The 25906-nt window shown below is 71.2% G+C and carries 24 protein-coding genes; 15 read left to right on the forward strand and 9 right to left on the reverse strand.

Going from position 1 to position 25906, the window contains the following annotated elements:
• Nucleotides 1-51 precede the first annotated feature (51 nt).
• The 4 genes from ACZ6TV_RS01320 (at nucleotide 52) to ACZ6TV_RS01335 (ending at nucleotide 4414) form a co-directional block, all read left to right on the forward strand.
• A complete protein-coding gene (locus ACZ6TV_RS01320) occupies nucleotides 52-1038 on the forward strand; it encodes a TolB family protein (RefSeq protein WP_465294068.1) in 987 nt (328 codons plus the stop codon).
• 11 nt (nucleotides 1039-1049) lie between these two features.
• Nucleotides 1050-1670 carry a hypothetical protein gene (locus ACZ6TV_RS01325; RefSeq protein ID WP_465294070.1) on the forward strand — a complete coding sequence of 207 codons (621 nt, stop codon included), beginning with the start codon at nucleotides 1050-1052 and terminating at the stop codon, nucleotides 1668-1670.
• A gap of 3 nt (nucleotides 1671-1673) precedes the next feature.
• Nucleotides 1674-2483 (forward strand): endonuclease/exonuclease/phosphatase family protein, encoded by an 810-nt coding sequence (locus ACZ6TV_RS01330; protein ID WP_465294072.1) that lies wholly within the window; start codon nucleotides 1674-1676, stop codon nucleotides 2481-2483.
• Between the two features lie 239 nt (nucleotides 2484-2722).
• Nucleotides 2723-4414 (forward strand): VWA domain-containing protein, encoded by a 1692-nt coding sequence (locus tag ACZ6TV_RS01335; RefSeq protein ID WP_465294074.1) that lies wholly within the window; start codon nucleotides 2723-2725, stop codon nucleotides 4412-4414.
• Between the two features lie 94 nt (nucleotides 4415-4508).
• Here the strand turns inward: ACZ6TV_RS01335 and ACZ6TV_RS01340 are convergent, their stop codons facing one another.
• Both ACZ6TV_RS01340 and valS read right to left on the reverse strand, forming a co-directional pair.
• A complete protein-coding gene (locus tag ACZ6TV_RS01340) occupies nucleotides 4509-5315 on the reverse strand; it encodes a TrmH family RNA methyltransferase (protein ID WP_465294882.1) in 807 nt (268 codons plus the stop codon).
• Nucleotides 5315-7771 carry a valine--tRNA ligase gene (gene valS / locus ACZ6TV_RS01345; protein ID WP_465294884.1) on the reverse strand — a complete coding sequence of 819 codons (2457 nt, stop codon included), beginning with the start codon at nucleotides 7769-7771 and terminating at the stop codon, nucleotides 5315-5317. Before valS ends, ACZ6TV_RS01340 begins: the two co-directional genes overlap by 1 nt.
• Before the next feature lie 36 nt (nucleotides 7772-7807).
• Between valS and ACZ6TV_RS01350 the strand changes: the two genes are divergently transcribed.
• Nucleotides 7808-9226: a fused MFS/spermidine synthase gene (locus tag ACZ6TV_RS01350; protein WP_465294076.1), complete on the forward strand. Its 1419-nt coding sequence runs from the start codon at nucleotides 7808-7810 to the stop codon at nucleotides 9224-9226.
• A gap of 69 nt (nucleotides 9227-9295) precedes the next feature.
• Here the strand turns inward: ACZ6TV_RS01350 and ACZ6TV_RS01355 are convergent, their stop codons facing one another.
• The 3 genes from ACZ6TV_RS01355 to ACZ6TV_RS01365 all read right to left on the reverse strand — a co-directional run bounded on the left by ACZ6TV_RS01355 (nucleotide 9296) and on the right by ACZ6TV_RS01365 (nucleotide 12568).
• Nucleotides 9296-10144, reverse strand: a complete 849-nt coding sequence (locus ACZ6TV_RS01355; RefSeq protein ID WP_465294078.1) for an NAD(P)H-binding protein — start codon at nucleotides 10142-10144, stop codon at nucleotides 9296-9298.
• Nucleotides 10144-11139, reverse strand: coding sequence for a cobalamin B12-binding domain-containing protein (locus tag ACZ6TV_RS01360; protein ID WP_465294080.1), 996 nt, complete (start codon nucleotides 11137-11139; stop codon nucleotides 10144-10146). The genes ACZ6TV_RS01355 and ACZ6TV_RS01360 overlap by 1 nt, the downstream gene beginning before the upstream one ends.
• Before the next feature lie 103 nt (nucleotides 11140-11242).
• Nucleotides 11243-12568, reverse strand: a complete 1326-nt coding sequence (locus ACZ6TV_RS01365; protein WP_465294082.1) for a PP2C family protein-serine/threonine phosphatase — start codon at nucleotides 12566-12568, stop codon at nucleotides 11243-11245.
• Between the two features lie 136 nt (nucleotides 12569-12704).
• Here ACZ6TV_RS01365 and ACZ6TV_RS01370 point away from each other — a divergent pair, with 136 nt between their 5' ends.
• A complete protein-coding gene (locus tag ACZ6TV_RS01370; protein WP_465294084.1) occupies nucleotides 12705-13046 on the forward strand; it encodes an STAS domain-containing protein in 342 nt (113 codons plus the stop codon).
• A gap of 7 nt (nucleotides 13047-13053) precedes the next feature.
• On the opposite strand, the gene ACZ6TV_RS01375 is transcribed toward ACZ6TV_RS01370, so the two are convergent.
• Nucleotides 13054-13437 (reverse strand): ATP-binding protein, encoded by a 384-nt coding sequence (locus ACZ6TV_RS01375; protein ID WP_465294086.1) that lies wholly within the window; start codon nucleotides 13435-13437, stop codon nucleotides 13054-13056.
• A gap of 144 nt (nucleotides 13438-13581) precedes the next feature.
• On the opposite strand from ACZ6TV_RS01375, the gene ACZ6TV_RS01380 reads away from it, so the two are divergent.
• Entirely contained in the window at nucleotides 13582-13962 is a 381-nt protein-coding gene (locus tag ACZ6TV_RS01380; RefSeq protein WP_465294088.1) for a TraR/DksA family transcriptional regulator, read from the forward strand.
• A 55-nt stretch (nucleotides 13963-14017) separates the two neighbouring features.
• On the opposite strand, the gene ACZ6TV_RS01385 is transcribed toward ACZ6TV_RS01380, so the two are convergent.
• Nucleotides 14018-14245: a hypothetical protein gene (locus tag ACZ6TV_RS01385; RefSeq protein WP_465294090.1), complete on the reverse strand. Its 228-nt coding sequence runs from the start codon at nucleotides 14243-14245 to the stop codon at nucleotides 14018-14020.
• Nucleotides 14246-14319: 74 nt separating this feature from the next.
• Here ACZ6TV_RS01385 and ACZ6TV_RS01390 point away from each other — a divergent pair, with 74 nt between their 5' ends.
• From ACZ6TV_RS01390 to ACZ6TV_RS01410, 5 genes are all read left to right on the forward strand, one after another.
• On the forward strand, nucleotides 14320-17004 hold the full coding sequence (locus ACZ6TV_RS01390) for a response regulator (RefSeq protein ID WP_465294092.1): 2685 nt from the start codon (nucleotides 14320-14322) through the stop codon (nucleotides 17002-17004).
• Nucleotides 16982-17359 carry a response regulator gene (locus tag ACZ6TV_RS01395; RefSeq protein WP_465294094.1) on the forward strand — a complete coding sequence of 126 codons (378 nt, stop codon included), beginning with the start codon at nucleotides 16982-16984 and terminating at the stop codon, nucleotides 17357-17359. Before ACZ6TV_RS01390 ends, ACZ6TV_RS01395 begins: the two co-directional genes overlap by 23 nt.
• A gap of 103 nt (nucleotides 17360-17462) precedes the next feature.
• A complete protein-coding gene (locus ACZ6TV_RS01400; RefSeq protein WP_465294886.1) occupies nucleotides 17463-19097 on the forward strand; it encodes a sodium:solute symporter family protein in 1635 nt (544 codons plus the stop codon).
• A gap of 18 nt (nucleotides 19098-19115) precedes the next feature.
• Nucleotides 19116-19400, forward strand: a complete 285-nt coding sequence (locus tag ACZ6TV_RS01405) for a hypothetical protein (RefSeq protein ID WP_465294096.1) — start codon at nucleotides 19116-19118, stop codon at nucleotides 19398-19400.
• Between the two features lie 43 nt (nucleotides 19401-19443).
• The gene (locus ACZ6TV_RS01410) at nucleotides 19444-19593 is read left to right on the forward strand and encodes a hypothetical protein (RefSeq protein WP_465294098.1); all 150 of its coding nucleotides are present in this window, start codon (nucleotides 19444-19446) and stop codon (nucleotides 19591-19593) included.
• Here the strand turns inward: ACZ6TV_RS01410 and ACZ6TV_RS01415 are convergent.
• Entirely contained in the window at nucleotides 19590-19904 is a 315-nt protein-coding gene (locus ACZ6TV_RS01415) for a hypothetical protein (RefSeq protein WP_465294100.1), read from the reverse strand. The two genes, ACZ6TV_RS01410 and ACZ6TV_RS01415, sit on opposite strands and share 4 nt — an antisense overlap.
• Nucleotides 19905-19907: 3 nt before the next feature.
• Between ACZ6TV_RS01415 and ACZ6TV_RS01420 the strand changes: the two genes are divergently transcribed.
• From ACZ6TV_RS01420 to ACZ6TV_RS01430, 3 genes are read left to right on the forward strand one after another with little or no spacing between them, the layout of a single operon-like run.
• Nucleotides 19908-20915, forward strand: coding sequence for a hypothetical protein (locus ACZ6TV_RS01420; RefSeq protein WP_465294102.1), 1008 nt, complete (start codon nucleotides 19908-19910; stop codon nucleotides 20913-20915).
• An 18-nt stretch (nucleotides 20916-20933) separates the two neighbouring features.
• Entirely contained in the window at nucleotides 20934-21629 is a 696-nt protein-coding gene (locus ACZ6TV_RS01425) for a response regulator transcription factor (protein WP_465294104.1), read from the forward strand.
• Complete coding sequence (locus ACZ6TV_RS01430; protein WP_465294106.1) at nucleotides 21626-23044, forward strand: sensor histidine kinase; 1419 nt, start codon at nucleotides 21626-21628, stop codon at nucleotides 23042-23044. Before ACZ6TV_RS01425 ends, ACZ6TV_RS01430 begins: the two co-directional genes overlap by 4 nt.
• On the opposite strand, the gene ACZ6TV_RS01435 is transcribed toward ACZ6TV_RS01430, so the two are convergent.
• A complete protein-coding gene (locus ACZ6TV_RS01435; protein WP_465294108.1) occupies nucleotides 23045-25858 on the reverse strand; it encodes a carbohydrate-binding protein in 2814 nt (937 codons plus the stop codon). It abuts the gene before it with no gap.
• Nucleotides 25859-25906: the final 48 nt, after the last annotated feature.

The following is a 25906-nucleotide window of genomic DNA, read 5'->3' on the forward strand; positions in this document are numbered from 1 at the left end:
CGCCGATGGTCTCTGCGTCACACGGAAGAGACAGAAACACGGGGGGCACGGATGAACGGCAACGCGATCACCAAGGCAGTCACGCTGGCCGGTTTCGCCGCTCTGGCGGGCCTCGGCACGATGATCGGTTCGTCCGCCGCCACCGCCGCGACCGCCGGTGTGACCGACGGCAAGACCGTCGCCTACGTTCGGGCCGGGGTCATCTACAGCAGCAACGGCACCACCGAGACCCGGCTCACCGAGGACGAGGTCAACGCCCGCCCGCGCTTCAGCCCGGACGGCGCGAAGCTGGCCTACCTGCACAACAACACGGTCTGGGTGATGAACGCCGACGGCAGCGACAAGCACCAGGTCAGCGACCGGACCGCCGGCGGGCCCTCGTGGTCGCCGGACGGCGAGTGGATCGCCTACTCGGCGCTGTCCTGCACCGGCGGCCCCGGCGTCTTCCGCGTCGGCACCGAGGGCGGCACCGCCTCCGAGGCGCTCTTCCCCGCCTCCTGCCGCGACCAGGCCCTTCCCGAGGTCGGCTACGTCATGGAGCAGCCCGAGGAGAGCGTGCAGGCCCCGGCCGCCAAGCTGGTCGACCGCCTGCGCACCGACGACGCGGTGGCCTGGTCGCCCGACGGCACCAAGATCGCGTTCCGGGGCGGCGAGTGCGAGTCGATCGCCGACAACTGCCTGAGCATCGGCAACGTCGACTCCGGCACCGAGCGCGCGATCGACTACTACGGCGGTGGCGGCAGCGGTACCAGCGGCTTCGGCGTCGTGCCGGCGTGGCGGGCCGACAGCCAGAAGGTCACCTGGACCACCTACACCGCCGACGGCACCGCGGTGCGCGTCACCGAGGCCGACGCCAACGGTGCGAACCGCCGCCAGGTCGGTGCCGCCGACGACCGCGAGATGGTCTACGCGAGCGCCCGCACTGGCGTGCTGACCGCGTCGCACCAGGGCCACTCGTGGATCACCGCGGTCAACCTGGCCACCGGCGCCCGCACCCCGCTGCGTCAGGGCTCCCAGCCGACCGTCAGCGCCGCCTGACGGACGGCCTGATGCGCGGCTACCTGATCGGCTTCGCCCTGGCACTCACGCTGGCGTCCTGCGACTCCGGTTCGACACCCGTCGAGCCGGAGTCTTCGCGTTCGGCGGGCGGGAGCGCGATGCTCGCAGTCGAGGACCTGCCCGACGGCTACGTCACCAGCCCGCCGCAGGCGGAGCCCGAGGTCAGCGCGGTCAGCTCGGTGAGCGTGGCCGGCTGCGACGCCCTGCTCAACAGGTTCCGCGACGGCGGCACCGGCGTCCGGTTCGAGGGCGGTGCGTCCGGGCCCTTCCTCGCCGAGGAGCTGACCGATGCCGCGGACGCGGTGGATGTACTGCGGGAGCTCGGCACCCGCTGCGGGACCTTCACCGACACCGACGCCGGCGGCGACACGACCAGCGTGACGGTGGCCGATGCCGGCCTGCCGGGCCTCGGCGAGGAGTCCACGGCGCTCAGGATGGCCGCTTCCGGCGGGGCGGGCGACGACGCGTACACCCTCAGCGGCTACCTGCTCGCGGTCCGCGTCGGCGGCACGACCTGCACAATCGTGCACTTCGGCCAGCCGGAGGTCGATCCGGCGGAGACCGAGACGATCGCCAAGGCAGCGGTACGCAAGCTGCAGCGGCGACAATGAGGCATGCGGCTGGGCACGTTCAACCTCATGCACGGGCGTTCCCTCGCCGACGGCCTGGTGGACGCCGACCGCGTGCACGCCGCGATCAAGAGCCTCGACGCCGACGTGCTCGGCCTGCAGGAGGTCGACCGGGGCCAGCTCCGCAGCGGCCACGCCGACCTGGCCGGGATCGCCGCCGACGCGCTGGGCGCGAGGCACGTGATGTTCGTGCCGGCGGTCGTGGGCACGCCGGGGGAGGGCTTCCGGGTCGCGACCGACGAGGACCAGGACGGCGCCGACCCGCACTACGGCGTGGCCCTGGTGAGCCGGTATCCGGTGGTCGAGTGGCGGGTGACCCGGCTGCCCGCCGCCCCGCTGCGCTCGCCGATCCTCGCCGGCTGGGCCGGCGGACCGAAGCTCATGCTGCTCGACGACGAGCCGCGCGTCCTGATCGCCGCGGTGCTCGAGACCCCCGCCGGACGTGTGACGGTCGCCACCACACACCTGTCGTTCATGCCCGGCTGGAACATCAGGCAGCTCCAGCTGGTCCGCCGCGCCCTGCGGGTGCTGCCGGCGCCGCGCGTGCTCCTCGGCGACCTCAACCTGCCCGGCGGGCTGCCCCGGCTCTTCTCCGGCTGGCACCGGCTCGCGAGCCTGCCGACCTTCCCGTCACCGGCGCCACGCGTGCAGTTCGACCACGTGCTCGTCGATCGGCGGGGGCAGGAGCGCCTCCCGCGGGTGCTGGGGGTGGCGGCCCCGGCGGTGCCGTTCTCCGACCATCGGCCGCTGGTCGTGACCCTGCGTGACCGACTCGGCACGCTGAAGATCGATTAGGGCAGATTTAAGCGCGAGCGGAATGCCTGCTTACGGCGGTTTGTCCCGGCGTGATTGCGAGCAGTGTTCGTTTAACTACGATTCTTCGGTGCCTTGTAGATTGGGCGTTCGTTTGTTGGGATGCGTACCGTCAGTGATTTCCAACCGAAGGTACAAGGCCGCAGAGGCCGCCGGTCCGGAGGATAAGAGCCGTGAAAGGTCGCCACCGCTCAGCGGGGTCGTCAGGCGCAGCGCTCAAGATGGGCGCCGCCGCCGTCGCCGTGCTCGTTGTCCTCGCCGGCAGCTGGTATGCGTTCCGGAAGTTCTCCCAGCCGTCGTGCGGCGCGTCGACGAAGCTCACGATCAGTGCGCCCTCCGACATCGCGCCGGCCCTGAAGCTCCAGGCGGCCGCCTGGGCCGAGGAGGCCAAGTCCGACAACAGTTGCGTCGACGTCGAGGTCATCGAGGCGTCGTCCGCCGACGTGGCCGCCGCGATCGCCGCGAGCTCGAAGAAGTCGCTGACCGGCGTCGGCCAGGCCAACGGCAAGACCCGCATCCCCGACGTGTGGGTGCCGGACTCGTCGCTGTGGCTGCAGCGCCTGCGCGCGGTGAACCCGCAGAGCGTGCCGGCCAGCGCCAAGTCGATCGCCCGCAGCCCGGTCGTGGTGGCCGTGCCCGAGCCGATCGCGACGACGTCCTTCGGCTGGCCGCAGACGAAGATCAAGTACACCGACCTGATCGCCAAGGTGTCCGGCGACCAGAAGGTCAAGATCGGCATCGTGGAGCCCAGCCGGGACTCGACCGGCCTCGCCGGGCTGATGACCCTCGCCGGGGCGGCGACCGCCGCGGGTGGCGGCAACGCGACCCAGGCCACCCAGATCGCCACCGCCGCGCTGCGTTCGCTCGCCGCCGGCCGGTCCTCGATCAAGGACGACCTGATCCAGAAGTTCCCGCGCGGCTCCGACCCGCAGGCGCTCAGCGCCGGCCTGACGGTCGCGCCGCTGTCGGAGCAGTCGGTCATCCAGTACAACGCCCAGCAGCCGCCGGTCCGCATCGCCGCGATCTACGCGGAGCCGGCCCCGGTCGCCCTGGACTACCCGTACGTCATCCTCGGCAAGGAGCGCGCCGCGGTCGCCGAGCAGCTGCTCAAGTCGCTGGAAGGCGACGGGTTCCGCGACCGGCTCGGCGCGATCGGCCTGCGCGGCTCCGACGGCGCCGCCGGCAAGGGCTTCCAGACCCCGACCGGCGCGCCGACCGCGCTCACCGCGAGCCAGGTGCCCGAGGCGGCCGCGATCGAAGGCCTGCTGACCAAGTGGCAGGCGATCACGCTGCCGGCCCGCATGCTCGCCGTCATCGACGTCTCCGGCTCGATGCTCACCAAGGTGCCGACCGCCGGCGGCGTGGACCGCATGACGGTGACCCTGGAGGCGGCCCGCCGCGGCATGCAGCTCTTCGACGACTCGTGGGCGCTCGGCGTGTGGACCTTCTCCACCCAGCTCGACGGCGCGAAGGACTACAAGCAGCTGGTGCCGATCGGCCCGCTGGTCAGCCAGCGCAACCAGTGCCTGCAGGCGCTGCAGTCGATCCGCCCGAAGCAGAACGGCGACACCGCGCTCTACGACACCATCCTCGCCGGCTACAAGGCCGTGCAGAGCGGCTGGGACCAGGGCCGGATCAACTCGCTCATCGTCATGACCGACGGCGAGAACGACGACCCCGCCGGCGGTCTGTCGCTCGAGCAGCTGATCGGCGAGCTCAAGGCGACCGCCGACCCGGCCAAGCCGATCCAGGTGATCCTGATCGGCATCGGCGACAAGGTCGGCGAGGCCGCGATGCGCCAGATCACCGACGCGGTCGGCGGCGGCACCTTCGTCGCGCCCGACCCGGCCAAGATCGGCGACATCTTCCTGCAGGCCATCTCCCTGCGAGGCCAGGCCGCGCAGCCGAAATAGGGCTTGAGTGCGGCGCTTGCGTCGCATGGGGGGTGCGGGGTGGGAACCCCCCGCCGGGACCCGCCGCTCGCGGTGGGGCAGCTGGTGACAGGCCCTACCAGTCCGACTTCCGGGCGCGGGCCTCGTAGAGCAGGACCGACGCGGAGACCGAGACGTTGAGCGAGTCGCCGGACCCGAGCATGGGGACGGCGACTCGCTGGTATCCGTGGCCGTACCACTGCTTGCCGATGCCGTAGCGCTCGCTGCCGACGACCAGGGCGGTGCGGCCCGAGTAGTCCGCCTGCCGGTAGTTGATCGCCTCGTCGGTGTCGGCGAGCAGCACCGTGAACCGGTGTCGGTCGAGCCAGTCGATCGCGTCGGCGGTGTCCTCGAACTCCACCGTCGGCACCGTCAGGATCGTGCCCTGGCTGGCGCGGATCACCTTCGGATGGGTCAGCCGGGTCTTGCGGTTGGTCAGCACCAGGCAGTCGGCGCCGCAGGCGTCCAGGGACCGGATCAGCGTGCCGAGGTTGCCCGGGATCTCCAGGCCGTCAGCTACCAGTACCAGCGACGTCTTGCGGAACCGGAGATCCTCCGGCGCCCAGCGGGGCAGCGCGGCCAGCGACAGCAGCCCGTCGGGCTTGTCGCGCTCGGAGATCTTCTCCATGGTCCGCAGCGAGACCCGGAAGGACCGGTCCGCGCGGGCGGCGATCTCCTCGGCGCGGCGGTGCGCCTCGTCGGCGTAGATGGCCTCCGGGCACCAGAAGAAGGTGTCGATGGGGGCGTTGGCCTCCAGGAGCATGTTGTGCGCCCAGAGGCCCTCGGCCACGAAGAGCTTGTAGCGGTTGGGTGCGGTGTTGTTCTGGATGTGCTGCACCTGCCGCACGGCGGGGTGCTGGACCCCGATGGCCTGGAGTTCCATCACAACGTGACGGTAACGGACAACTCCTCGGCGTCGGTGACGGCCCACGCGCGCACGTTGCCGGCCGCGGTGAGGTCCGGCTCGAGCTGGGTGAGGATCGCCGCCGGCCCGGCAACCGTCAGCAGGGCCACCTCGGCCTTCATCGACTGCTGCGCGGCGGATTTCGCCTTGCGCACGGCGGCGAGGACCGTGGTGGCGATCGACAGAGGCGAGACGTCGGAGGAGTCGGACAAGGTGGGCCACTCCGCGCGGTGCACCGATCCGGACTGCCACCACGACCAGACCTCTTCGGTCACGTACGGCAGGAACGGCGCGAACAACCGCAGCAGCGTCGACAGCGCCGTGCTCAGCGCGGCCCGCGCCGAGTCGCCGCCCGGCACCTCGCCGTAGGCGCGCGCCTTCACCAGCTCCAGATAGTCGTCGCAGAACGACCAGAAGAACTGCTCGGTGCGCTCCAGGGCGCGCGCGTAGTCATACGCCTCGAAGGCCGCCGTCGCCTCGGCCACCACCGCGGACAGCGCGGCGAGCATCGCCCGGTCCACCGGCTCGGTGACGGCACCGTCGCCGGAGGCGGGGAAGCCCAGCACGAAGCGGCTCGCGTTGAGCAGCTTCGTCGCCAGCCGGCGGCCGATCTTCATCTGGTTGACGTCCAGCGCGGTGTCCACCCCGGGCCGGGCGCTGGTCGCCCAGTAGCGCAGGGCGTCGGCTCCGTACTGCTCCATGAGCGACTCCGGCGAGTCGCCCGCGTTGTCCTTCGACTTGCCGATCTTCTTGCGGTCCGGGTCGACGATCCAGCCGGCGATCGACGCCCGCTTCCACGGCAGCACACCGTGCTCGACGTGCGCGCGCAGCACCGAGGAGAAGAGCCAGGTCCGGATGATCTCGTGGGCCTGCGGGCGCAGGTCCATCGGGAACACCCGGCCGAAGAGGTCCGGGTCGTCGAGCCAGCCGCCGATGATCTGCGGGCTCAGCGACGACGTCGCCCAGGTGTCCATCACGTCGGGGTCGCCGACGAACCCGCCGGGCTGCCCGCGCTGCGACTCCTCGAAGCCGGGCGGGGTGTCGCTGCTCGGGTCCATCGGCAGTGCCGTGGGCACGATCGGGTCGTCGTAGACCGGGTGGGCGTCGTCGTCCAAGCGGTACCAGAGCGGGATCGGCACCCCGAAGAACCGCTGCCGACTGATCACCCAGTCCCCGGTGAGCCCCTCCACCCAGTGCTCGTAGCGGGTCCGCATGTGCGCCGGCGTCCACCGCAGCTCGCTGCCGCGGGCCAGCAACGCCGCGCGGAGCTCAGGCGACCGGCCGCCGTTGCGGATGTACCACTGCCGCGTCCCCACGATCTCCAGGGGCTTCTCGCCCTTCTCGTAGAACTTCACGGCGTGCTTGATCGGCCGCGGCTCGCCCTCCAGCTCACCGGAGGCGCGCAGCGCGGTCACCACCTTCTCCCGTGCCTGGTGCACGGTGAGCCCGGCGACCAGCGCGTAGAGGTCCTCCTCGACACCGGCCGGAGGCTGCAGACCGAAGCGGCCGTTGCGCTGGATCACCGTCCGGGACGGCAGGTCGAGCTCCCGCCACCAGGTCACGTCGGTCAGGTCGCCGAACGTGCACACCATCACCAGGCCGCTGCCCTTCTCGGGGTCGGCCAGGGGGTGCGCGAGCAGCGGCACCTCCACGTGGAACAACGGCGTGCGCACGGTCGTGCCGAAGTGCGGCCGGAAGCGCTCGTCGTCGGGGTGCGCGACCAGCGCCACGCACGCCGGCAGCAGCTCCGGCCGGGTCGTCTCGACCGCGAAGTCGCCGAAGCGGACCCGGTGATAGGCGCCGGGGCGCTCGCGGTCCTCCAGCTCGGCCTGCGCCACCGCGGTGCCGAACGTCACATCCCACAGGGTCGGTCCGTCCACCGCATACGCGTCGCCGCGGGCGAGGCTGTTGAGGAAGCCCCGCTGCGCCGCGGTCCGCGCCCGGTCGCCGATCGTCGTGTAGAGCAGCGACCAGTCCACGGACAGGCCGAGGTTGCGCCACAGCTGCTCATAGGCCTGCTCGTCGACCTCGGTCTGCCGCTTGCACAGGTCGATGAAGTTGCGCCGGCTGATCTTCTGCGGCGGGCCGCCCGGCGTCTTCGTGATCACCAGGTGCGGGTCGTAGGGCAGCGAAGGGTCGCACTGCACGCCATACGTCAGCTGCACGCGCCGCTCGGTCGGCAGGCCGTTGTCGTCCCACCCCATCGGGTAGAACACGACCCGGCCGCGCATGCGCTGATAGCGGGCGATCGCGTCGGTCTGCGTGTAGGAGAACACGTGACCGATGTGCAGCGCCCCGCTCACCGTCGGCGGCGGCGTGTCGATCGAGAAGATGTCCTCGCGCGTCGCGGTCCGGTCGAACCTGTAGGTCCCCTCGACGTCCCATACCTTTACCCAGCGCGCCTCGAGGCCATCGAGGGTGGGCTTGGCGGGTATGCGCGTCGAATCGGACATGTGCCCCATGCTAGAGCGGTGACTGCCGCGACACCCCTCAATAACCGCATCGCCGCCGGCCTGGTGTTCCTGACCAGCGGCGCCGTGCTCGTCCTGGAGATCGTCGGGCTGCGGCTCGTCGGCCCGTACGTCGGCGTGACGCTGTCGAGCAGCACGGCCATCATCGGCGTGGCCCTTGCCGCCATCGCATACGGCGCCTGGACCGGCGGCTGGCTCGCCGACCGCCGCATCGACCAGCGCAAGCTGCTGTCGCCGCTGCTGCTGCTCGGCGCGGCCGCGACCGCCGCCACCCTGCCGATCATCAGGGTCGCCGGCGAGTGGCTGCGCGGCACCGAGCCCACCAGCGTGCTGCTCCTGGCGGCGATGGCCCTGTTCGTGCCGGCCGCGCTGCTCTCGGCGGTCACGCCGCTGGTGGTCAAGCTGCAGCTCGCTGACCTCGCGCACACCGGACGGGTGGTGGGCCGGCTGTCCAGCGTCGGCACCCTCGGCGCGATCACGGCGACGTTCGCGACCGGGTTCGTGCTGGTGGCCACCGTGCCGACCAGCGTCATCCTGCTCGGCCTGGCAGGTGTGCTGGCCCTTGCCGGGTTCGCGTTCGGCGGGTACTGGCGGCGCCGCGGCAACCTGTCGGCCGCCTTCGCGTTCGTCGCCATCGGCGTGCCCATCGGGATCGTCACGCCCAACCCGTGCGACGTGGAGACCGCCTACACCTGCGCCGCGGTGAAGGACGGCACCCTGTTCCTCAACGGCGCCCAGCACTCCTATGTGGACGTCGACGACCCGACGCACCTGGAGTACTCCTACACCCAGTGGATCGGGTCCTACGTGGACGGTCTGCCGCCGGGCCCCCTGCAGGTGCTGCACCTGGGCGGCGGTGGGTTCACGCTGCCGCGGTACGTCGCCGCGACCCGGCCCGGCAGCGACAACCTCGTCCTGGAGCTCGACCCGGCACTCGTCGACCTCGACCGGCGCAGCCTCGGCCTGCGGACCGGGCCGCTGCTGCGGGTCGAGACCGGCGACGCCCGCGCCAACCTGCGCCGCCTGCCGTCCGCGTCGCGGGACGTGGTCATCGGCGACGCCTTCGGGCACCTCGCCGTGCCATGGCACCTGACCACCCGCGAGCTGGTCACCGACGTCCGCCGGGTGCTGCGCCCGGGCGGCGTCTACGCGCTCAACGTCATCGACGGCCCGGCCCGCCGCTTCGTCCGCGCCGAGGTCGCCACGATCGCCGCCGTGTTCCCGTTCGTGACGCTCGTGGCCCCGGCGGCGGCGCTGCGCGGCGAGACCGGCAGCAACTTCGTCGTGTTCGCCTCCACCGCGCCCCTGCGCCCCGCGCCGGACTCGCTGACCGGCGCCGAGCTGCGCGCCTTCACCGGCGACGCGACGGTGCTCACCGACGACCACGCGCCGGTCGACCAGCTGCTCACCTGGGACTGAAAGGCCTCGCGGTGTTGCTCATCGGGTGCTGAAGGGTTTTCGGCCCGGCCCGTCAGGCGCGGGTGGTGCTCATCGGGTGCTGAGGGGTTTCGCGGCCCGGCCCGTCAGGCGTGGCACGTCGTCGCTTACGGCCGCGAGCTCGCCGTTGGCGATCGCCTCGTAGGAGCTGACCCACCCGGCGACCTCGAACGCCGGGGCGCCGTAGTGGGCGCGGTCGCTTACGGCCGCGAGCTCGCCGTTGGCGATCGCCTCGTAGGAGCTGACCCACCCGGCGACCTCGAACGCCGGGGCGCCGTAGTGGGCGCGCGACGCGTAGGCCTCCTCGACGGTCTCCGGCTCGTAGCGGACCCCGAGCCGCTCGGCGACCTCGTGCATGCTCAGCGCCTCGGGACCGGTCAGCTCGTAGGTCCTGCCGTCGTGACCGTCGCCGGTGAGCGCGGCGACCGCGCAGGCGGCGACGTCGTCGTAGCTGACCGCGGCGAGCCGGCCGTCGCCCGCCGGCCCGCGGATCACGCCGTCGGCGCCGGTCAGCGCCGGCAGCATCTCCTGGTAGAGGTTGTCCCGCAGGAACGTCCAGCGCAGGCCGGTCTGCCGGATGTGCTGCTCGGTGTGCCAGTGGTCCCGGCCGAACGTGAACGTGCAGTCCGGTGCCGCGCCGGCGAACGACAGGTACACGATCCGCTGGACGCCCGCGCCGACCGCGGCGTCGACCGCGCTGCGGTGCTCGGTGAGCCGGTCCGCGGACTCCCGCCCGGATACCAGGAACAGGGTGCCGACCCCGTCCAGCGTCTGGCGCATCCGGTCCGTGTCGCGGTATTCGGCGTCCTTGCGCGTCAGCCGCCGGGCGACGGGCAGCGCCGCGGCCACCCTGCCACCGACCTGGCCGGCCGAGCCGGTGATCGCGATCGACGGGACCATCACAGCGACTTCAGGTGCCGGGCCGCCTCGGGCAGCGGCTCGCCGACGGTCTGGTGCAGCGACCGCCACAGGCTCTCCACCGCGCCGACCGGCTCGCCCCGGGCCGCGAACAGGGCCGTCAGCCAGTCGCTCGCCTCCCGCAGCAGCCTCGGGTCGTCGGTGAGCAGCGCCGCGGACAGCGAGTGCAGGGCGTGGTCCATGGCGTCGTCGGCCAGGCCGTGCCCGTCCGACGGGTCGCCGGGCGCGTCGAGCCAGCGGTGCCGGGCGGCGGCGCGGAACTCGGCGAAGCGGATCACCATCTCGGCGTGCTCGTCCGCGCCGGCGTGCCGGGTGCGGTCCGTGGTCCAGGCCGCCGCCTCGCTCGCGGCGACGATCTCGGCGAGCACGGTCGCCGCGCCGCGGGCATCCCTGGCCCAGCCGGAAGCGCCCAGCGCCCTGGCCCGGGTGTCGTCGGGGCCGAACGCGCCGCCGCCGACCAGCACCGGCAGGCCCGCCTCGCGGGCGGCGTCGATGAGCCGTCGGGCGGCGGGCAGTGACGCGGCGACGGAGCAGCTGATCGCGACCGCGTCGGCGTCGACGTCGTCGAGGAACCGGGCGAACTGCCGGGCCGGCATCGACGCGCCGAGGAACGTGGTCCGCCAGCCGGCCGCCTGCAGGCAATAGCCGACCAGGCGGGCGGGCAGCCCGTGCCACTCGCGCTCCGCGCAGGCGAGGATCACGTGCCCGAGCGGGGCGGCCGGGACGGGGATACGGGCGCCGACGGCCACCGCGACGGACTCGCTGATCGCGGTCGCGGCGTGCTCGTGCGCGACGGTCCACGAGCCCTCCGCCCAGCGCAGGCCGACCTGCTCCTGCGCGGGGGCGACCACGTCGAGCAGCACGCCGACCGGGTCGGCGCCGCCGTCGATCAGGTCGAGCACGTGCCGCACGGCGCCGTTCGCGTCGCGGCGCTCGAGGTGGTCGAAATACGGCCGGAAGTCGAGTGCCGGGGTCACGAGCCGCCCATCCGCAGCGTCAGGCCGCCCGGAGCTTTCCCGGTCGCGAGGCGGCCGTTCGGGGCGCGCTCGGTCGCGTGCCGGGTGCCTGCGGTGCTCCTGGTCACGAGTCGGCCGCCCGGAGTGCCAGGACGGCCAGGTCGTCGCGCTGCATGCCGTCGGAGCCTTCGAGCACCGCGATCTCGATCGCCTCGACCAGCGCGGCGAGGTCGACCTGCGCATACTGCGCCAGCAGGTCGGCGAGCCGCCGGGTGCCGTCGCGGACGCTGTGGTGCCCGGCCTCGGTGACGCCGTCGGTGTAGAGCACGAGGGTGTCGCCGGGCGCGAGGATCACCTGGGCCGGCGTGTATTCGACCCCGGCGACGAGACCCGCGGCGAGGCCGCGCACCCGCACCTCCTCGACGTCGCCGGACGCGCGGACCACCAGCGGCGGCGGATGGCCGGCGGAGGCGACCGTCACGTGCAGCCCGCCGCCGGCGGACCGGCGGACGCGGCCGTAGAGGGCGGTGACATAGCGGCCGGAGGTGGTGCCGTCGAGCATCGTGTTGAGGGCGCGGAGCACGGCGGCCGGCTCCCGGTCGACCGCGGACGCGCCGCGGACGGTGTGCCGGGCCTGACCGGTGACGACGGCCGCCTCGACGCCCTTGCCGGAGACGTCGCCGAGGACGAACGCCCAGTCGTCGGACTCGCCCCACGCGTCATAGAAGTCGCCGCCGATCTCGGCGTCGCCGGAGGCCGGACGGTAGCGGGCGGCCAGCAGGCTGCCCTCCAGGTTCGGCAGCTCCGGCGGGCGGAGGCTGGCCTGCAGGACGGTCGCGACGTTGGAGCGCTCCGCATAGCGCCGGGCGGCGTCGATCGCCAGCGCGATGCGCACCGCCAGCTCCTCGGCGACGGAGATGTCCTCGGCGACGAACCCGTAGCCGGAGCGCCGGGCGAGGGTCAGTGTGCCGAAGGTGGTGCCGCGGGCGGTCAGCGGCAGGCCCAGCACGTCGGCCGGGCGCAGCGCCGCGACCTGCGCGCGCATCTGCTCGTCGGGCACGAGGGCGACCAGGCCGTCGGGCTCCAGCGGGTCCTGGTCCAGCGAGACGTGCAGCAGCTCGGGGCGACCGGTCATCAGCAGCCTGACCTGCCCGCCGACCCCGTCGAGGTCCGGGTGGCGCCGGGTGGTCGACGTCGTGCCCGACCTGCCGACGACGAGGCCGGTGTACGCCGCGCTGTCCTTCCCGATGATCATGATCTGCGCGAAGTCGGCGAGGTGTGGCACGCACGCGGCGAGCGACCGCCGCACGGTGTGCGGCAGGTTGAGAGAGCCGGAGACCTGGAGGCTGGCATCGGCGAGGAACTGGGCCCGGCGCTGCGCGACGGCCAGCATCGCAGCATCGTCGAGCGAGGTCGGGGCCCGCCCCACGAACTCGAGATCGCTGCTCATCCCCCGAGTCTGCGTCGTTGCCCGGACCGGGTCAAACGGTGTGAGCGTTTGAAGTCCACCCAATGGGTACCACACACTGTTGACCAGCGATCAGTAGCAGGTCCGCAGCTCGGTTCGCGAAAGGACATGGCGCAACGTGGTCAACGACGAGACAGTCTGGGAGCTGTCGGTGCACCGCGAGGGTGAGCGGGCACGACTCGACGCGGTGGGTGACCTGGATCTGGACACCGCACCGAAGCTGCTCACCGAGGTGGTCGAGCAGCTGGACGCCGGCGCGACGGAGCTGGTCATCGACCTGACCGCGCTGGCCTTCATCGACTCGAGCGGGCTCGGCACGCTGGTCGGCTGCTGGCGCCGGGCACAGCAGAAGGGCGCGACCCTGATCGTCGCCAACCCCAACGACGACGTGTCGATGACGCTGGAGATCACCGGGCTGGACCAGATCCTGCCGATCCGGGACGAGCGGCAGGCCGCCTAGGCGACGGTCAGCCGAGCTCGGCCCAGACGATCTTGCCGGTGGGTAGGGTGCGCACGCCCCACGAGCGGGCCAGCCGCGACACGATGAACATGCCCCGCCCCGAGGTGCTGGTCTCGTTGTCGATCTCGGCGATCCGGGGCATCGCGGGACTGCCGTCCCCGACCTCGATGAGCAGCACGCCGTCGTGGCGCAGCAGGCGCAGCGCCGCCGGGGGCATGCCGTGGCGCAGCGCGTTGGCGACGAGCTCGTGGCCGACCATCACCGCGGTCCGGGTGAGATGTGGCAGGCCCCAGGCGTTCAACGCGCGCGTGATGACCCTCCTGGCCTGACGGGCCTCACCGGCCGGCACCTCGACGGTGACCGCTTCGGTGTGGGGATCCACGGTGAACACGTCACTCATGGTGCCCGGTCGGGGCGGTGTTGAACAGTGACACGGCCTGCAGAGTCGGCCAAGAGACAGGTTTGCGCCACGTCACGGAGGGGCAAACCGGAACCCAGCCGAACGCGGTGACCGCGCGATTACAGGGGGCCCACGATGCTCGTCCAGCCAGAAATGTCGATTGCCGGCGGCGCGCAGCGCTCTTCGGACCTTCGTGCCGCACTGGCCGCGCGCCACCAGGAGCTGTCCGGCGAATACGCCGAGGCGGTCGCCGAGATGACGCTCGCCGGGGTGGCCGACGCCGGTGACGATGTCGCCGATCTGGGCACCAAGGCGTTCAGCCGGGACCAGGAGTTCGCGCTCGCGCTGACCATCCGGGGCCGGATGGACCAGGTGGAGCGGGCCTTGGAGCGGCTCGACGAGGGCACCTACGGCCGCTGCGAGCGCTGCACCGAGGACATCCCGGTCGCGCGGCTGACCGCCTTCCCGTCGGCCACGCTCTGCGTGCGCTGCAAGAGCCTGACCGAGCGCCGCTGACCCGCCGAGGCGAAGGCGGCCCCGCCTGGCGAACGCCGCACGCAGCCGGGCCGCCTCAGCGAGCGCCGCTGGCGCTGAGGCGCTCGACGACACCGAGCGCCCGGTGCGCGGCCCTGGTCAGGTGCGGGAGGTAGTCCGCGGCCGCCGGGTTGTCGCCGAGATCCTCGGCCAGAAACGCCACATAGTTGAGAATCGCGCCCAAAGCATTGGAAAGGTCGTGGGCGCCGTCGGCGATCTCGGCCCGGAGCAGGGCGAGCTCGTCGGCCGGTTCTGTCTCGCCCATCCGTCCCCCTGGCTAGAGTGAGTCCCGTTCGAATCGTTACGGGGCGTAGTCGAATGATAACTCTAGTCACAGCTGTGCTGGTATTCGCGGTGTTCCTGCGCGCGCTCGGTGGTTATGTCGCCAGCCGGGATCCCATGCAACGGGACATCACGCTCATCTTCCTGCCGCAGGTGGCGGTGGGCGTCAACGGGCTGGTCCGCGAGATCGTCGACCGGCCGCTGCCGATCGCGGTGAACGCCACCGCGACCGCGTTGCTGATGCTGCAGCCGTACCTGACGCTGCGGCTGACCGCCCGGCTGCGGCACGTGCCGGTCTGGCTGGACCGCCTCCTGCTGATCTCGCTGGTGGCGAGCATCGTGGCCGTCGCGGCGGCGCCCCGCCCGCTCGACATCGGGTATTTGCTGCTGGCGTCCGGCACGTTCACCGCGACCGAGCTGATCGCCGGCACCTTCCTGCTGCTCGGCGCGCAGTCCCGCTCCGGCGCGGCCCGGGGCAGGCTCCGGCTCGCGGCGGCCGCGACCTACGCCTTCGTCGTGATGATGCTGATGCTGTACACGGGCGCGGCGCTGTACCCGGACGAGACCAGCTGGCTCGCCCCGGCCGGGCGGATCGTCGCGCTCGTCTCCGCCATCGGCTACCTCATCGCCTTCATGCCGTCGGCCTGGCTGCGCCGGATGATGTCGGCGACCGTCTGGTACGAGGCGACCGAGGACCTCCAGCGGCTGCCGGCGGCGGTGAGCACCGGCCAGGTGTGGCGCCGCTTCGTCCAGGTGGTGCACGAGACCACCGGCACCGACGCGGTGGTGCTGCTCCGCGTCACCCACGGCGGCGCGGTCGAGCAGGTCGCCGCGGTCTGCCGGTCCGGCACCAGCCTGCCGCACGGCCCGATGCCGCACGTGGCCGGCTCCGAGCTCGACCCGTTGCTGGCCGTCCGGCAGCCGATCGCCGCGACCCGCAGAGCCGCACCGGCGCTGGCCGCGTACTACGGCCAGCAGACCGGGGCCCGGCTGGTGACCGCGCTGGACCTGCCGCTGGGTGACGACGAGCGCGGCGCCGTGCTGCTGCTGGACCGGTACCAGGCCCTGTTCACCGCCGATGACCTGCGCCTCGCCGTGGTGCTAGGCGCGCAGGCGCAGGTGCTCGCGGAGCGCAGCGAGATCTCCGCCGAGCAGCGCCACCTCGCCGAGCAGCTGACCGAGTCCGTCGACGCCCTCACCCACGCCAGTCAGGCCAAGAGCGACTTCCTGGCGGGGATGAGCCACGAGCTGCGCACCCCGCTGAACGCGATCATCGGCTTCAGTGACCTGATGCGGGCCGAGCAGCCCGAGGGTGACCGGCGCTCGGTGCCCGCCGACTGGGTCGACCACATCCACAACAGCGGCCGGCACCTGCTCGGCCTCATCAACGACATCCTCGACCTGGCGAAGGTCGAGGCGGGCCGGCTGGAGCTCAACCCGGAGCCCCTGGCCCTGGACGCCGCGGTCAACGACGTGATCACCGGGCTGCGCCCGCTCACCGACCGCAAGCGCCTGGAGGTGGTGGTGGAGGTGCCGCAGCTGGCGGTCCGCGCCGACCCGCTGCGCTTCCGGCAGATCCTGGACAACCTGCTGTCCAACGCGATCAAGTTCACCCCGGAGGGCGGCCGGATCACACTGACCGCCGAGCAGGAGACCGGCGAGGTGGCGCTCTGCGTCGCCGACAGCGGGATCGGCATCGCCGCGGAGAACCATGCCAAGGTGTTCGAGGAGTTCCAGCAGGTCGGCAACGCCGCGCAGCGGCAGGCGGGGACCGGGCTCGGGCTGGCGCTGACCCGCCGGCTGGTCGAGGCGCACGGCGGCTCCATCGTGCTGCGGTCCAGCCTCGGTGAGGGCAGCCGGTTCACCGTACGACTGCCGGACGCGACCGCCGAGATGCCCGCCGCCGCGCCGGCCGCCCCACTGGCCGCGGAGCTGATCGGCACCGCCCGTGGCCGGGTGCTGATCATCGACGACGACGCCAGGTCCGCCGAGCTGCTGCGGACCTACCTCGCCGCGGCCGGCTACCAGGTGCGCGTCGCCCCCAGCGGCGAGAACGGCCTGGCCGTCGCCCGGGCCTGGGTGCCCGACGCGATCCTCCTCGACGTCGTCATGCCCGGCATCGACGGCTGGGACGTGATCCGGGAGCTGAAGCGGGAGGAGGCGCTGTGCCGGATCCCGGTCTTCTTCGCCTCGATCATCGACGACCGGAAGGCGGGCATGTCGCTCGGCGCCACCGACTTCTTCGTCAAGCCCGTCGATCATGACCACCTGCTCGCGCAGCTCGCCCGGCACGTGGTGCCGGCCGGGGCGGGGCCCGCGTCGGTGCTCGTGGTCGACCGCGACGACCAGACCCGGCAGGTGGTCGAGCAGCACCTGCGCGACGGTGGGTTCGACGTCGTCACCTGCGACGACGGGCCGGAGGGGCTGCGATTGTCCCGGGACCGGCGCTTCGACCTGATCATCTGCGACCTGCAGATGGCCGACATCGACGGGTTCGCGCTGCTGGCCGGCCTGGAAGGGGATCCGTCGACGCGCGGGATACCCGTCCTGGCGCTGGCCGAGCCGGACCTGTCCGACGCCGACCGGGTCCGGCTGACCGGCAAGGTCATCGGCACCATGCCCCGCAGCGCCGCCGCGTCCGACGGCGTCCGCGAGTGGGTCGACCTGGCCGCGGTGGCCAGCACACTGTCCGAGGCGAGGGGGAACGGGGGCAGCAGGCGTGAGCAAGGTCTTGCTTGTTGAGGATGAGGAGCTGAACCGGGTGCTGGTGCGGGCGATCCTGGCCCGCGCGACCGACGACGCGATACGCGAGGTCGAGCTGCTCGAGGCGGGCAGCCTGGAGGTGGCCCGCGACACGCTCGCGGCCGACGCCGTCGACGTGATCCTGCTGGACGTCAACCTGCCCGATGGCAACGGGCTAAGCCTCGCCGCCGACCTCAGCACCCAGCCCGACCGCCCGCAGGTGATCGCGCTGACCGCGAGCGTCCTGCCGCACGAGCGGGCCGCGGCGATGAGCGCGGGCTGCGACGCCTTCCTCGACAAGCCCTACGGCGCGCAGGACCTATTGAAGATTCTCGCTACTCATCTCCCCTCCTGACGGGGTTTGAGCATCACCTACCGGTGGGTAGGTGGGTTGATGCTCACTCGTCGTCGCAGGGGAGGAACGGGTGGAGACGCTCGCTGAAGGTCTACGCCTGCAGATGGACGCGCTGGACTACGTCCTCCTGTCGCTCTACTTCATCACCGTCCTCGGCGTGGGCCTCGCCGCCCGCCGCTCCATCAAGAACAGCGCCGACTTCTTCCTCTCGGGCCGCTCGCTGCCCGCCTGGGTGACCGGCCTCGCGTTCGTCTCCGCCAACCTGGGCGCCCTGGAGATCCTGGGCATGGCCGCCAACGGCGCCAAGTACGGCATGATGACCGTCCACTACTACTGGATCGGCGCCGTGCCGGCCATGGTGTTCCTCGGCATCGTGATGATGCCCTTCTACTACGGCTCCAAGGTCCGCAGCGTCCCCGAATATATGCGGCGCCGCTTCAACCGCCCGGCCCACCTGCTCAACGCCCTGTCGTTCGCCCTCGCCCAGGTCCTCATCGCCGGCGTGAACCTCTACGCCCTGGCCCTGATCATGCAGGCGCTGCTCGGCTGGCCGCTGTGGACCGCCATCGTGGTCGGCGCGGCGATCGTCCTGGCGTACATCACCCTCGGCGGTCTCTCGAGCGCGATCTACAACGAGGTCCTCCAGTTCTTCGTGATCATCGCCGGGCTGCTGCCGATCGCGATCATCGGCCTGGTGAAGATGGGCGGGATCGACGGGCTCTTCGACGCGGTCCGCGACACGAAGCTCGGCGAGGCCGGCCTGCACACCTGGGCCAACACCGGCGGCAGCGACAACCCGCTCGGCGCGTCGTGGTGGGGCATCGTCTTCGGCCTCGGGTTCGTGCTGTCGTTCGGCTACTGGACGACGAACTTCGCCGAGGTCCAGCGCGGTCTGTCGGCCCGCAACATGAGCGCCGCCCGGCGCACGCCGATCATCGCGGCCTACCCGAAGCTCCTCATCCCGTTCGTCACCGTCATCCCCGGCCTCGTCGCCCTCGTCACGGTCAAGGGGCTCGGCGCGGACAAGGGCGACCTGCAGTACAACAACGCCATCCCCCTGCTGATGCGCGACTTCCTGCCCAACGGGGTCCTCGGCATCGCCGTGACCGGTCTGCTCGCGTCCTTCATGGCGGGCATGGCGGCCAACGTGTCCGGGTTCAACACCGTCTTCACGTACGACATCTGGCAGGAGTACGTGAAGAAGGACAAGCCCGACGGCTACTACCTGAGCATCGGCCGGTGGATCACCGTCGTCGGCGTCATCATCGGCATCGGCACCGCGTTCATCGCCTCCGGCTACAGCAACATCATGGACTACATCCAGGCGCTGTTCTCGCTGTTCAACGCCCCGCTGTTCGCGGCGTTCATCATCGGCATGTTCTGGAAGCGGATGACCGCCTGGGCGGGCTTCTGGGGGCTGCTCACCGGCACGCTGGCGGCGTTCTTCGTCTATGCGGGCTACAAGTGGTGGGGCATCTTCACGTTCGGCTCCGACCTCGACGAGTCGTTCTGGGGGGCCGGCATCGCGTTCGTGACCGTCGCGATCGTCTCCGTCGTCGTCACGCTCTTCACCACCAGCAAGACCGACGAGGAGCTCAGCGGCCTCGTGTACGGCATCGGCAGCCACGACCTGAAGGCCGGCGCGATCGCGGGCGACCAGGCCTGGTACCGGTCCCCGGTCCTGCTCGGCGTGGGTGCCCTGGTCCTCGCCGTCGCGTTCTACCTGCCGTTCCTGTAGTGGAGAGGGTGTCTGCACATGTCTGACCAGACGACGAAAGCGGAGACCGCCAGGGCGGCCCGGCTGTTCGACGTGCGCCGCGTGATCGGCGGGCTCTTCACCGTGTACGGGGTGATCGTCACGATCCTCGGCATCTTCGACTCGCAGGAGGAGATCGACAAGGCCGCCGGGGTCAGGATCAACCTCTGGATCGGGCTCGGCATGCTCGCCCTCGGGCTGCTGTTCCTGCTCTGGCAGTGGTGGCGCCCGGCCGAGGCGCCACCGGAGAGCGACATCCCCCCGGCGGACCAGATTCGGGAGTAACGACGACTACCGGCTTCCGGGGCGGCGGTGCACACTGCGCGGCATGAAGATCGTGCTTGCGGACGCCGCTCCGGAACCGTCGTTTCTGGCCGGCACCGCCATCGTCGTGGCGCTGGTGTGCGTCGCCGCCGTCGCCGGGCTCACGGTGCTGATCGTCTGGCTGGTGCGCCGGACCAAGAACTCCCGGTACTAGAGCAGCAGCAGTCCCATGAGGACCGACACGGCGTTCGCCCCCAGGCTCGTCACCAGCAGCAGCACCGGGTCGCGGCGGCAGGCCAGCCACAGCACGGCCGCCTCCACCACCACGACCGCCGCCTCCGCGCCCCAGAACCGGCCCGCCGACGGGCGCGGCGCGAGGAACCACCACAGCACCGGGTGCGTCAGCAGGTTGACGAGCACGCCGAGCAGCACGGCCTTCCGCCAGGTCGCGAGGCCGAGCGCGGTGAGCGCCGACGCGTACAGCGGCACCTCCACGGCGAGGGTCAGCAGCAGCGCCCGGATCACCCGATGAAGGTAACCTGGCCGTTCGTGCTCGCCGCCGCGGCGGCGCTGGCCGTCGCGCTCGGCGCGCCACTCGCCACGACCGTGCTGGGACTGATCGCGTTCGGGGTGCTGCACAACGTCCTGGAGCTGCGGTACGTCGCCGGACGGTTCGCACCGGTGCTCAGCGGCAGGTTCCTGGCCGTGCTGTTCGGGCTGATCAGCGCGATCGTGCTGTGCCGGGTCGCCGCCATGTTCGTCGGGCAGCCCGCCCGGATCGCGGAGATCCTCGTCGGCTACGCGGTCCTCGCCGCCGGATGCGCGTACGCGCTGCGCGGATGGCTCCTCGGCCTGTCCGGTGCGGCCCTCGCGGTCGCCTGCGCGGTGTCGCTGACCTGGCCGGCGTACCACTTCGTGGTCCTCGCGCACCTGCACAACGTCGTGCCGCTGTTCTTCCTGTGGGAATGGGCCGCGGCGCTGCCGACCGTGACCCGCCGCTGGTTCCGGTCGATCCAGGTCGGCTGGGTGCTCGTGCTGCCCGCGGCCGTCCTGCTCGGCGCTTTCGACGTCTCCTCGGTCGCCCCGTCGACGGTGGCGGCCTTCGCCGGCGAACCCGCGAAGATCGTCGCGCTCAGCGCGCCGCCGGGGTCCTCCGTGGAGATCGGCGCCAGGTTCCTGGTGGTCTTCGCGTTCCTGCAGACCATGCACTACTTCGTCTGGGTCTGGTTCCTGCCCCGGCACGCCCCGGACGCGGCCCGCGCCTTCGAGGCCCGGGTCCCCTGGCTGCGCGGCCCCCGGGCCTGGGCGCTCGGGGCCGGGCTGGGCGCGTGCCTGGCGGTGCTCTTCGCCGTCGACTACGCCTCCGGGCGGGCGCTTTACAGTGCATTTGCCTCATATCACGCCTACCTGGAGTTTCCCGTGTTGCTCGCGTTGCTGCTCGGCACCGGTGCAGCGCGTTCACAGCTGGTTTTCAGGGAAACCGCATCCGGCGGTCAGCAACCGGCGGCACTCTCGACGGTGACAAGGCAATCCTGACGGAACTGGGAGCGAATCATGACGCGGCTGCTTGTGGTCGACGACGAGCCGGACATCGTCGAGCTGCTGTCCGCGAGCCTGAAGTACCACGGCTACGACGTGTCGAGCGCCACCAGCGGCCGGCAGGCGATGGAGGAGGCGCGCCGCTTCCGCCCCGACATGATCCTCCTCGACGTCATGATGCCCGAGCTCGACGGCTTCGAGGTGCTGCGCAAGCTGCGCGGCGAGGGCACCCGTGTGCCCGTGCTCTTCCTGACCGCCCGCGACGCCACCGAGGACAAGATCAAGGGGCTGACCCTCGGCGGTGACGACTACGTCACCAAGCCCTTCAGCCTGTCGGAGATCCTCGCCCGCATCCAGGCCGTCCTGCGCCGGGTTGCCGACCCCGCCGGCGGCGCCGCCACCCAGGCGTCGCGGCTGACCTTCGCCGACATCGAGCTCGACGAGGACACCCACGAGGTGTTCAAGGCGGGCCAGGAGGTCCAGCTGTCGCCGACGGAGTTCAAGCTGCTGCGGTACTTCATGACCAACCCGGGCCGCGTGCTGTCCAAGGCGCAGATCCTCGACCACGTGTGGCAGTACGACTTCGGCGGCGACGCCGGCGTCGTCGAGTCCTACGTCTCCTACCTGCGCAAGAAGATCGACACGTCCGAGCCCCGCCTGCTGCAGACCCTGCGCGGCGTCGGCTACTCCCTGCGCCTCCCGCGGACATGAGGTCCTGGCCCCTGCGGGTCAAGCTGGTCGCCCTGATGATGCTGCTGCTGACCGCGGCGTTGACCATCGCCGGCAGCATCAGCCTCTACAGCACCCGTGAATACATGGACTCAAAAGTCGACAGCCAGCTCGCCGACAGCCTGCCCCGAGCCGGCATGGACTGCAGCTACGGCAAACCGACGGACCCCGGTCGCGGCTCACCCGCGCCGCGGATCGGCTACTGGGTCGGATGCGTCAAGTCGGGTGCCATCACCGAGGCGAACTTCGCGCCGCGCACCTCGCAGCAGGGCAAGCCGGACATGCCGGCCACGGTCGCCGACCTCCCGGGAAGCGGTCCGTATTTCACCGTGCCCGCCGTGGACGGCAAGGGCCATGACTGGCGGGTGCTGCTGGGCCGTGACCACAACCAGTTCGTGCTGGTCGCGGTCAGCCTGGACGAGGTCGACGACACCGTCAACCGGCAGATCTGGGTCACTGTCGGGGTCGGGGCGGGGGTGCTGCTCGTGCTCGCGGTCGTGGCGTACATGCTCGTGCGGTCCAGCCTCAGGCCGCTGGTCGAGGTGGAGGAGACCGCCGAGGCGATCGCGGCCGGTGACCTGACCCGGCGGGTACCAGAGGCGGATCCACGGACCGAGGTCGGCGGGCTGTCGATGGCGCTCAACACGATGCTCGGACAGATCGAGACGGCGTTCGAGGAGCGGCGGTCGTCGGAGGAGGCGGCCCTCGCGTCGGAGGAGCGGATGCGGCGGTTCGTCGCCGATGCCAGCCACGAGCTGCGCACCCCGCTGACCTCGATCCGCGGGTTCGCCGAACTGCACCGCCAGTCGGGCGGCGAGGACGAGAGCATCGGCCGGATCGAGCACCACGCCACCCGCATGGGTCTGCTCGTCGACGACCTGCTGCTGCTCGCCCGGATGGATCAGCAGCGGCCGCTGGAGAAGAAGCCGGTCGACCTGCTCGCCCTGGCCACCGACGCGATGATCGACGCCAGGGTCACCGCGCACCACCACAAGCTGCGGCTGCGCACGCAGGGCGGGGACGACGACGACGTCGAGCCGGCGATCGTCGAGGGCGACGAGCCGCGGCTGCGGCAGGTGCTGCAGAACCTGATCGCCAACGCGATGATCCACACCCCGCCGGGCACCGAGATCACCGTCTTCGTCGGCACTGAGGGCCGGGACGCCGTTCTGGAAGTCGCCGACAACGGCCCCGGCATGACCGCGGAGGACGCCGTCCTCGTCTTCGAGCGCTTCCACCGGCTCGAAAAAAGCCGGACCCGCGTCGTCAGCGGGTCCGGCTCGGGACTGGGTCTGTCGATCGTGAGCGCCCTGGTGGCCGCGCACGGTGGCAAGGTGACCCTGCGCACGGCGCCCGGCGAGGGCGCCGCGTTCAGGGTCACGCTGCCGCTGATGTAACTAGGGGTGCGTCCAGGTCTGGGCGCCCGTGCCGTTGCAGTCGTAGATCTGCAACTGGGTGCCGTTGGTGGTGGTCGAGCCCGGGATGTCCAGGCACTTGTTGGCCTGGGGGTTGCGGATCGCGTTGTTCGACTCGATCACCCACTGCTGGGCGTTGGTGCCGTTGCAGGTGTACAGCTGCACCAGCGTCCCGTTGGTCGTCCCGCTGGCCTTCACGTCGAGGCACTTGCCGGCCAGGCCGGTGATCGTGCCGTTGGCGTTGATCGTCCAGTTCTGGGCGCCGGTGCCGTTGCAGTCGTAGATCTGCACCTTGGTGCCGTCGGCGGTCTGGCTGGCGTTGATGTCGGCGCACTTGCCGAGCGCCTTCAGCGTGCCGGTCCGCGTGCTGCCGGGGGTACCGATGCCGGGCCCTGTGAAGGTGTAGCTGTCCAGGTCCAGGATCGCGCCCGAGCCGCCGGTGAACACGATGTACAGGTCGTGCGTGCCGTCGTCGGGCTTGGTCACCGCGCCGCTGACCTCGGCGTAGGTCTCCCAGCCGCCCGTGTTGGGCACGGTCAGCCGGGCGACCTCGGTGCCCGTCGGCGAGTCGTAGCGGAACGAGATCGTGCCGCCGCCACCGCCGGAGGTGACCCGGGCCTTGACGCCGGTGATGTTCTTCAGCGACACGGCGTGGTGCCGCACGTACTCACCGGTCTGGATGTCGCCGAGCCGCTTGCCACCGTCGGCCGCGGCCGCGTTGATGACCTGCGGGCCGTTGAGCGACACGTAGTGCTCGCCCTGCCAGTACTTGGGCCACAGGGTGAACTCCGAGGACCCGGTCAGCGGCACCGAGCCCGCCGCGCCGTTGTCCGTGTACGTGGCACGCACGACGAAGAACAGCACCGAGTCAGGTCCGGCGTGCACCGGTCCGGTGTTGAAGGTCGCCGAGCAGCCGGTGCCGGAACCCTCGTCGTGGGCGTGCTCCTGGTGCCCGAGGGCGACCGCGATCACGATCTTCGAGCAGTCGATCGGGCCGTCCTGCGGGTCGGTGGCCGAGGCCGTGACCGTGAAGTTGTCGTTCCAGTCGAACATGCCGCCGGCCGGTACACCGGAGATCGTGACGGAAGGACGGTTGTTGCCGACCGTGATCGGCACCAGCGTGGTCCCGGTGTGGCCCGCGGGGTCGCGCACCGTCAGCCGGGCCTGCTTCGCGCCGTTCGTGGTGTACGTGTACGACGGGTTAGCGGCCGTCGAGTCCGTCGTGCCGTTGTTGTCGAAGTCCCAGGCGTACGTGATGGCGTCGCCGTCAGGGTCGCTCGACCCGGCGCTGGAGAAGGTCACCGCGAGGGGCGCGAGCCCGTTGTCCTTGTTGACGGTGGCCTTGGCGACCGGTGACCGTCCACCCTGGACATAGTTGATTTTGTACAGGCCGGCGTCGGCGGCACCGGAGAAGTAGCCGCTGCCGTACTCCAGCATGTACATCGAGCCGTCGGGGCCGAACTGCCAGTCGATCGGGTGCACGAAGGGCGCGCCCGCGTTGACCGGCTCGATCCCGCCGGAGACCGGGTTGCCGGTGGCCGGGTTGCCGTTGTCGAAGTTGACCATCTTCAGCCAGTTGCGGCAGTACTCCGAGATGATCCACTTGTTGTCGTAGTACTGCGGCCACTTCACCGACGAGTTGAGGTTGGGGTCGTAGTGGTACACCTCGGTGTGGTTCGGCGAGCCGCAGCCGCCGGGGCTGTCCAGCTGGGGCCACTGCACGCTGCCGCCGTGCTGCTCCCAGACCAGCGCCGGCTTGGTCGGCGGGAGCTGCTGCAGGCCGGTGTTGCGCGGCGAGTTGTTGACCGGGCCGGTGCTGCCACCGCAGGGGAACCAGCCGCGGGGCGCGTTGGCCGCGAAGTCCCAGTCGTTGTAGGCCACGTTCGGCCCGCCGCAGTAGGGCCAGCCGTAGTTGCCCGGCCCGCTCGCCCGGTTGAACTCGTCGAACGCCGCCGGGCCACGGTTCGCGACCGTGGCACCCGCGTCGGGGCCGACCTCGCCCCAGTAGAGGGTGTTGTTGGCCTTGGTGTCGACCCAGATCCGGTACGGGTTCCGGGTGCCCATGATGTAGATCTCGCCACGGGTCTGCGCGCTCTGCGCGAAGAGGTTCCCGGACGGGATCGTGTAGGTGCCGTTGCTCTCCGGGTGGATCCGGTTGATCTTCCCGCGCAGGTCGTTGGTGTTGCCCGAGGTGCGCTGGGCGTCGTACTGCGGGTCCCGGTTGGTCCGCTCGTCGATCGGCGCCATGCCGGCCGAGTCGCCACCGGAGTTGGTGTTGTCACCGACCGCGAAGTACAGGTTGTTGTTGCTGTCCCAGGTCATCGACCCGGCCGAGTGACAGCAGAGGTTCCGTTCGGTCGGCCACTCGATGATCATGTCCTCACTGGCGGGGTCGAGGACGTTCGTCGAGGCGTTGAACGTGAACCGGGAGATCCGGTTGACCAGCGGGGTCACCTTCGGGGAGTAGAAGATGAACACCCACCGGTTGGTGGCGAACTGCGGGTGCAGCGTGATGCCGATCAGGCCGTCCTCGAAGCGCGCGTCCAGCTGGAGCGTCAGCGCCACGGTCGTGGACTGGGTCGTGGGGTTGTACAGCCGGACCTGGCCGCCGGCGGCGGTCGTGCCCCGGTTGATGTACATGACCTTGCCGTCAGGCAGGACGGCGAGCTCGATCGGCTCGCCCATGGTGAGCCCGCCGTCCAGCTTGACCTTCTCGAAGTCGCTGGCGGGCGGTGGCGCCGCGACGGCCGGTGCGGGCGCGGCGACCTCGACGGCCGCGAACGTCGCGACACTCACGAGACTGGATGCGATCAGGGCCAGGGCAGACGTGCCGACGGTCCATCG

It is taken from the genome of Dactylosporangium sp. NPDC051087, assembly GCF_055586325.1.

Excerpts from the sequence above, each read along its gene's own strand:
- ACZ6TV_RS01320 (WP_465294068.1), top strand. The coding sequence starts at position 52 with ATGAACGGCAACGCGATCACCAAGGCAGTCACGCTGGCCGGTTTCGCC.
- ACZ6TV_RS01325 (WP_465294070.1), top strand. The coding sequence starts at position 1,050 with ATGCGCGGCTACCTGATCGGCTTCGCCCTGGCACTCACGCTGGCGTCC.
- ACZ6TV_RS01330 (WP_465294072.1), top strand. The coding sequence starts at position 1,674 with ATGCGGCTGGGCACGTTCAACCTCATGCACGGGCGTTCCCTCGCCGAC.
- ACZ6TV_RS01335 (WP_465294074.1), top strand. The coding sequence starts at position 2,723 with ATGGGCGCCGCCGCCGTCGCCGTGCTCGTTGTCCTCGCCGGCAGCTGG.
- ACZ6TV_RS01340 (WP_465294882.1), bottom strand. The coding sequence starts at position 5,315 with ATGGAACTCCAGGCCATCGGGGTCCAGCACCCCGCCGTGCGGCAGGTG.
- ACZ6TV_RS01355 (WP_465294078.1), bottom strand. The coding sequence starts at position 10,144 with ATGGTCCCGTCGATCGCGATCACCGGCTCGGCCGGCCAGGTCGGTGGC.
- ACZ6TV_RS01365 (WP_465294082.1), bottom strand. The coding sequence starts at position 12,568 with ATGAGCAGCGATCTCGAGTTCGTGGGGCGGGCCCCGACCTCGCTCGAC.
- ACZ6TV_RS01380 (WP_465294088.1), top strand. The coding sequence starts at position 13,582 with ATGCTCGTCCAGCCAGAAATGTCGATTGCCGGCGGCGCGCAGCGCTCT.
- ACZ6TV_RS01385 (WP_465294090.1), bottom strand. The coding sequence starts at position 14,245 with ATGGGCGAGACAGAACCGGCCGACGAGCTCGCCCTGCTCCGGGCCGAG.
- ACZ6TV_RS01400 (WP_465294886.1), top strand. The coding sequence starts at position 17,463 with ATGGACGCGCTGGACTACGTCCTCCTGTCGCTCTACTTCATCACCGTC.
- ACZ6TV_RS01405 (WP_465294096.1), top strand. The coding sequence starts at position 19,116 with ATGTCTGACCAGACGACGAAAGCGGAGACCGCCAGGGCGGCCCGGCTG.
- ACZ6TV_RS01410 (WP_465294098.1), top strand. The coding sequence starts at position 19,444 with ATGAAGATCGTGCTTGCGGACGCCGCTCCGGAACCGTCGTTTCTGGCC.
- ACZ6TV_RS01420 (WP_465294102.1), top strand. The coding sequence starts at position 19,908 with ATGAAGGTAACCTGGCCGTTCGTGCTCGCCGCCGCGGCGGCGCTGGCC.
- ACZ6TV_RS01425 (WP_465294104.1), top strand. The coding sequence starts at position 20,934 with ATGACGCGGCTGCTTGTGGTCGACGACGAGCCGGACATCGTCGAGCTG.
- ACZ6TV_RS01430 (WP_465294106.1), top strand. The coding sequence starts at position 21,626 with ATGAGGTCCTGGCCCCTGCGGGTCAAGCTGGTCGCCCTGATGATGCTG.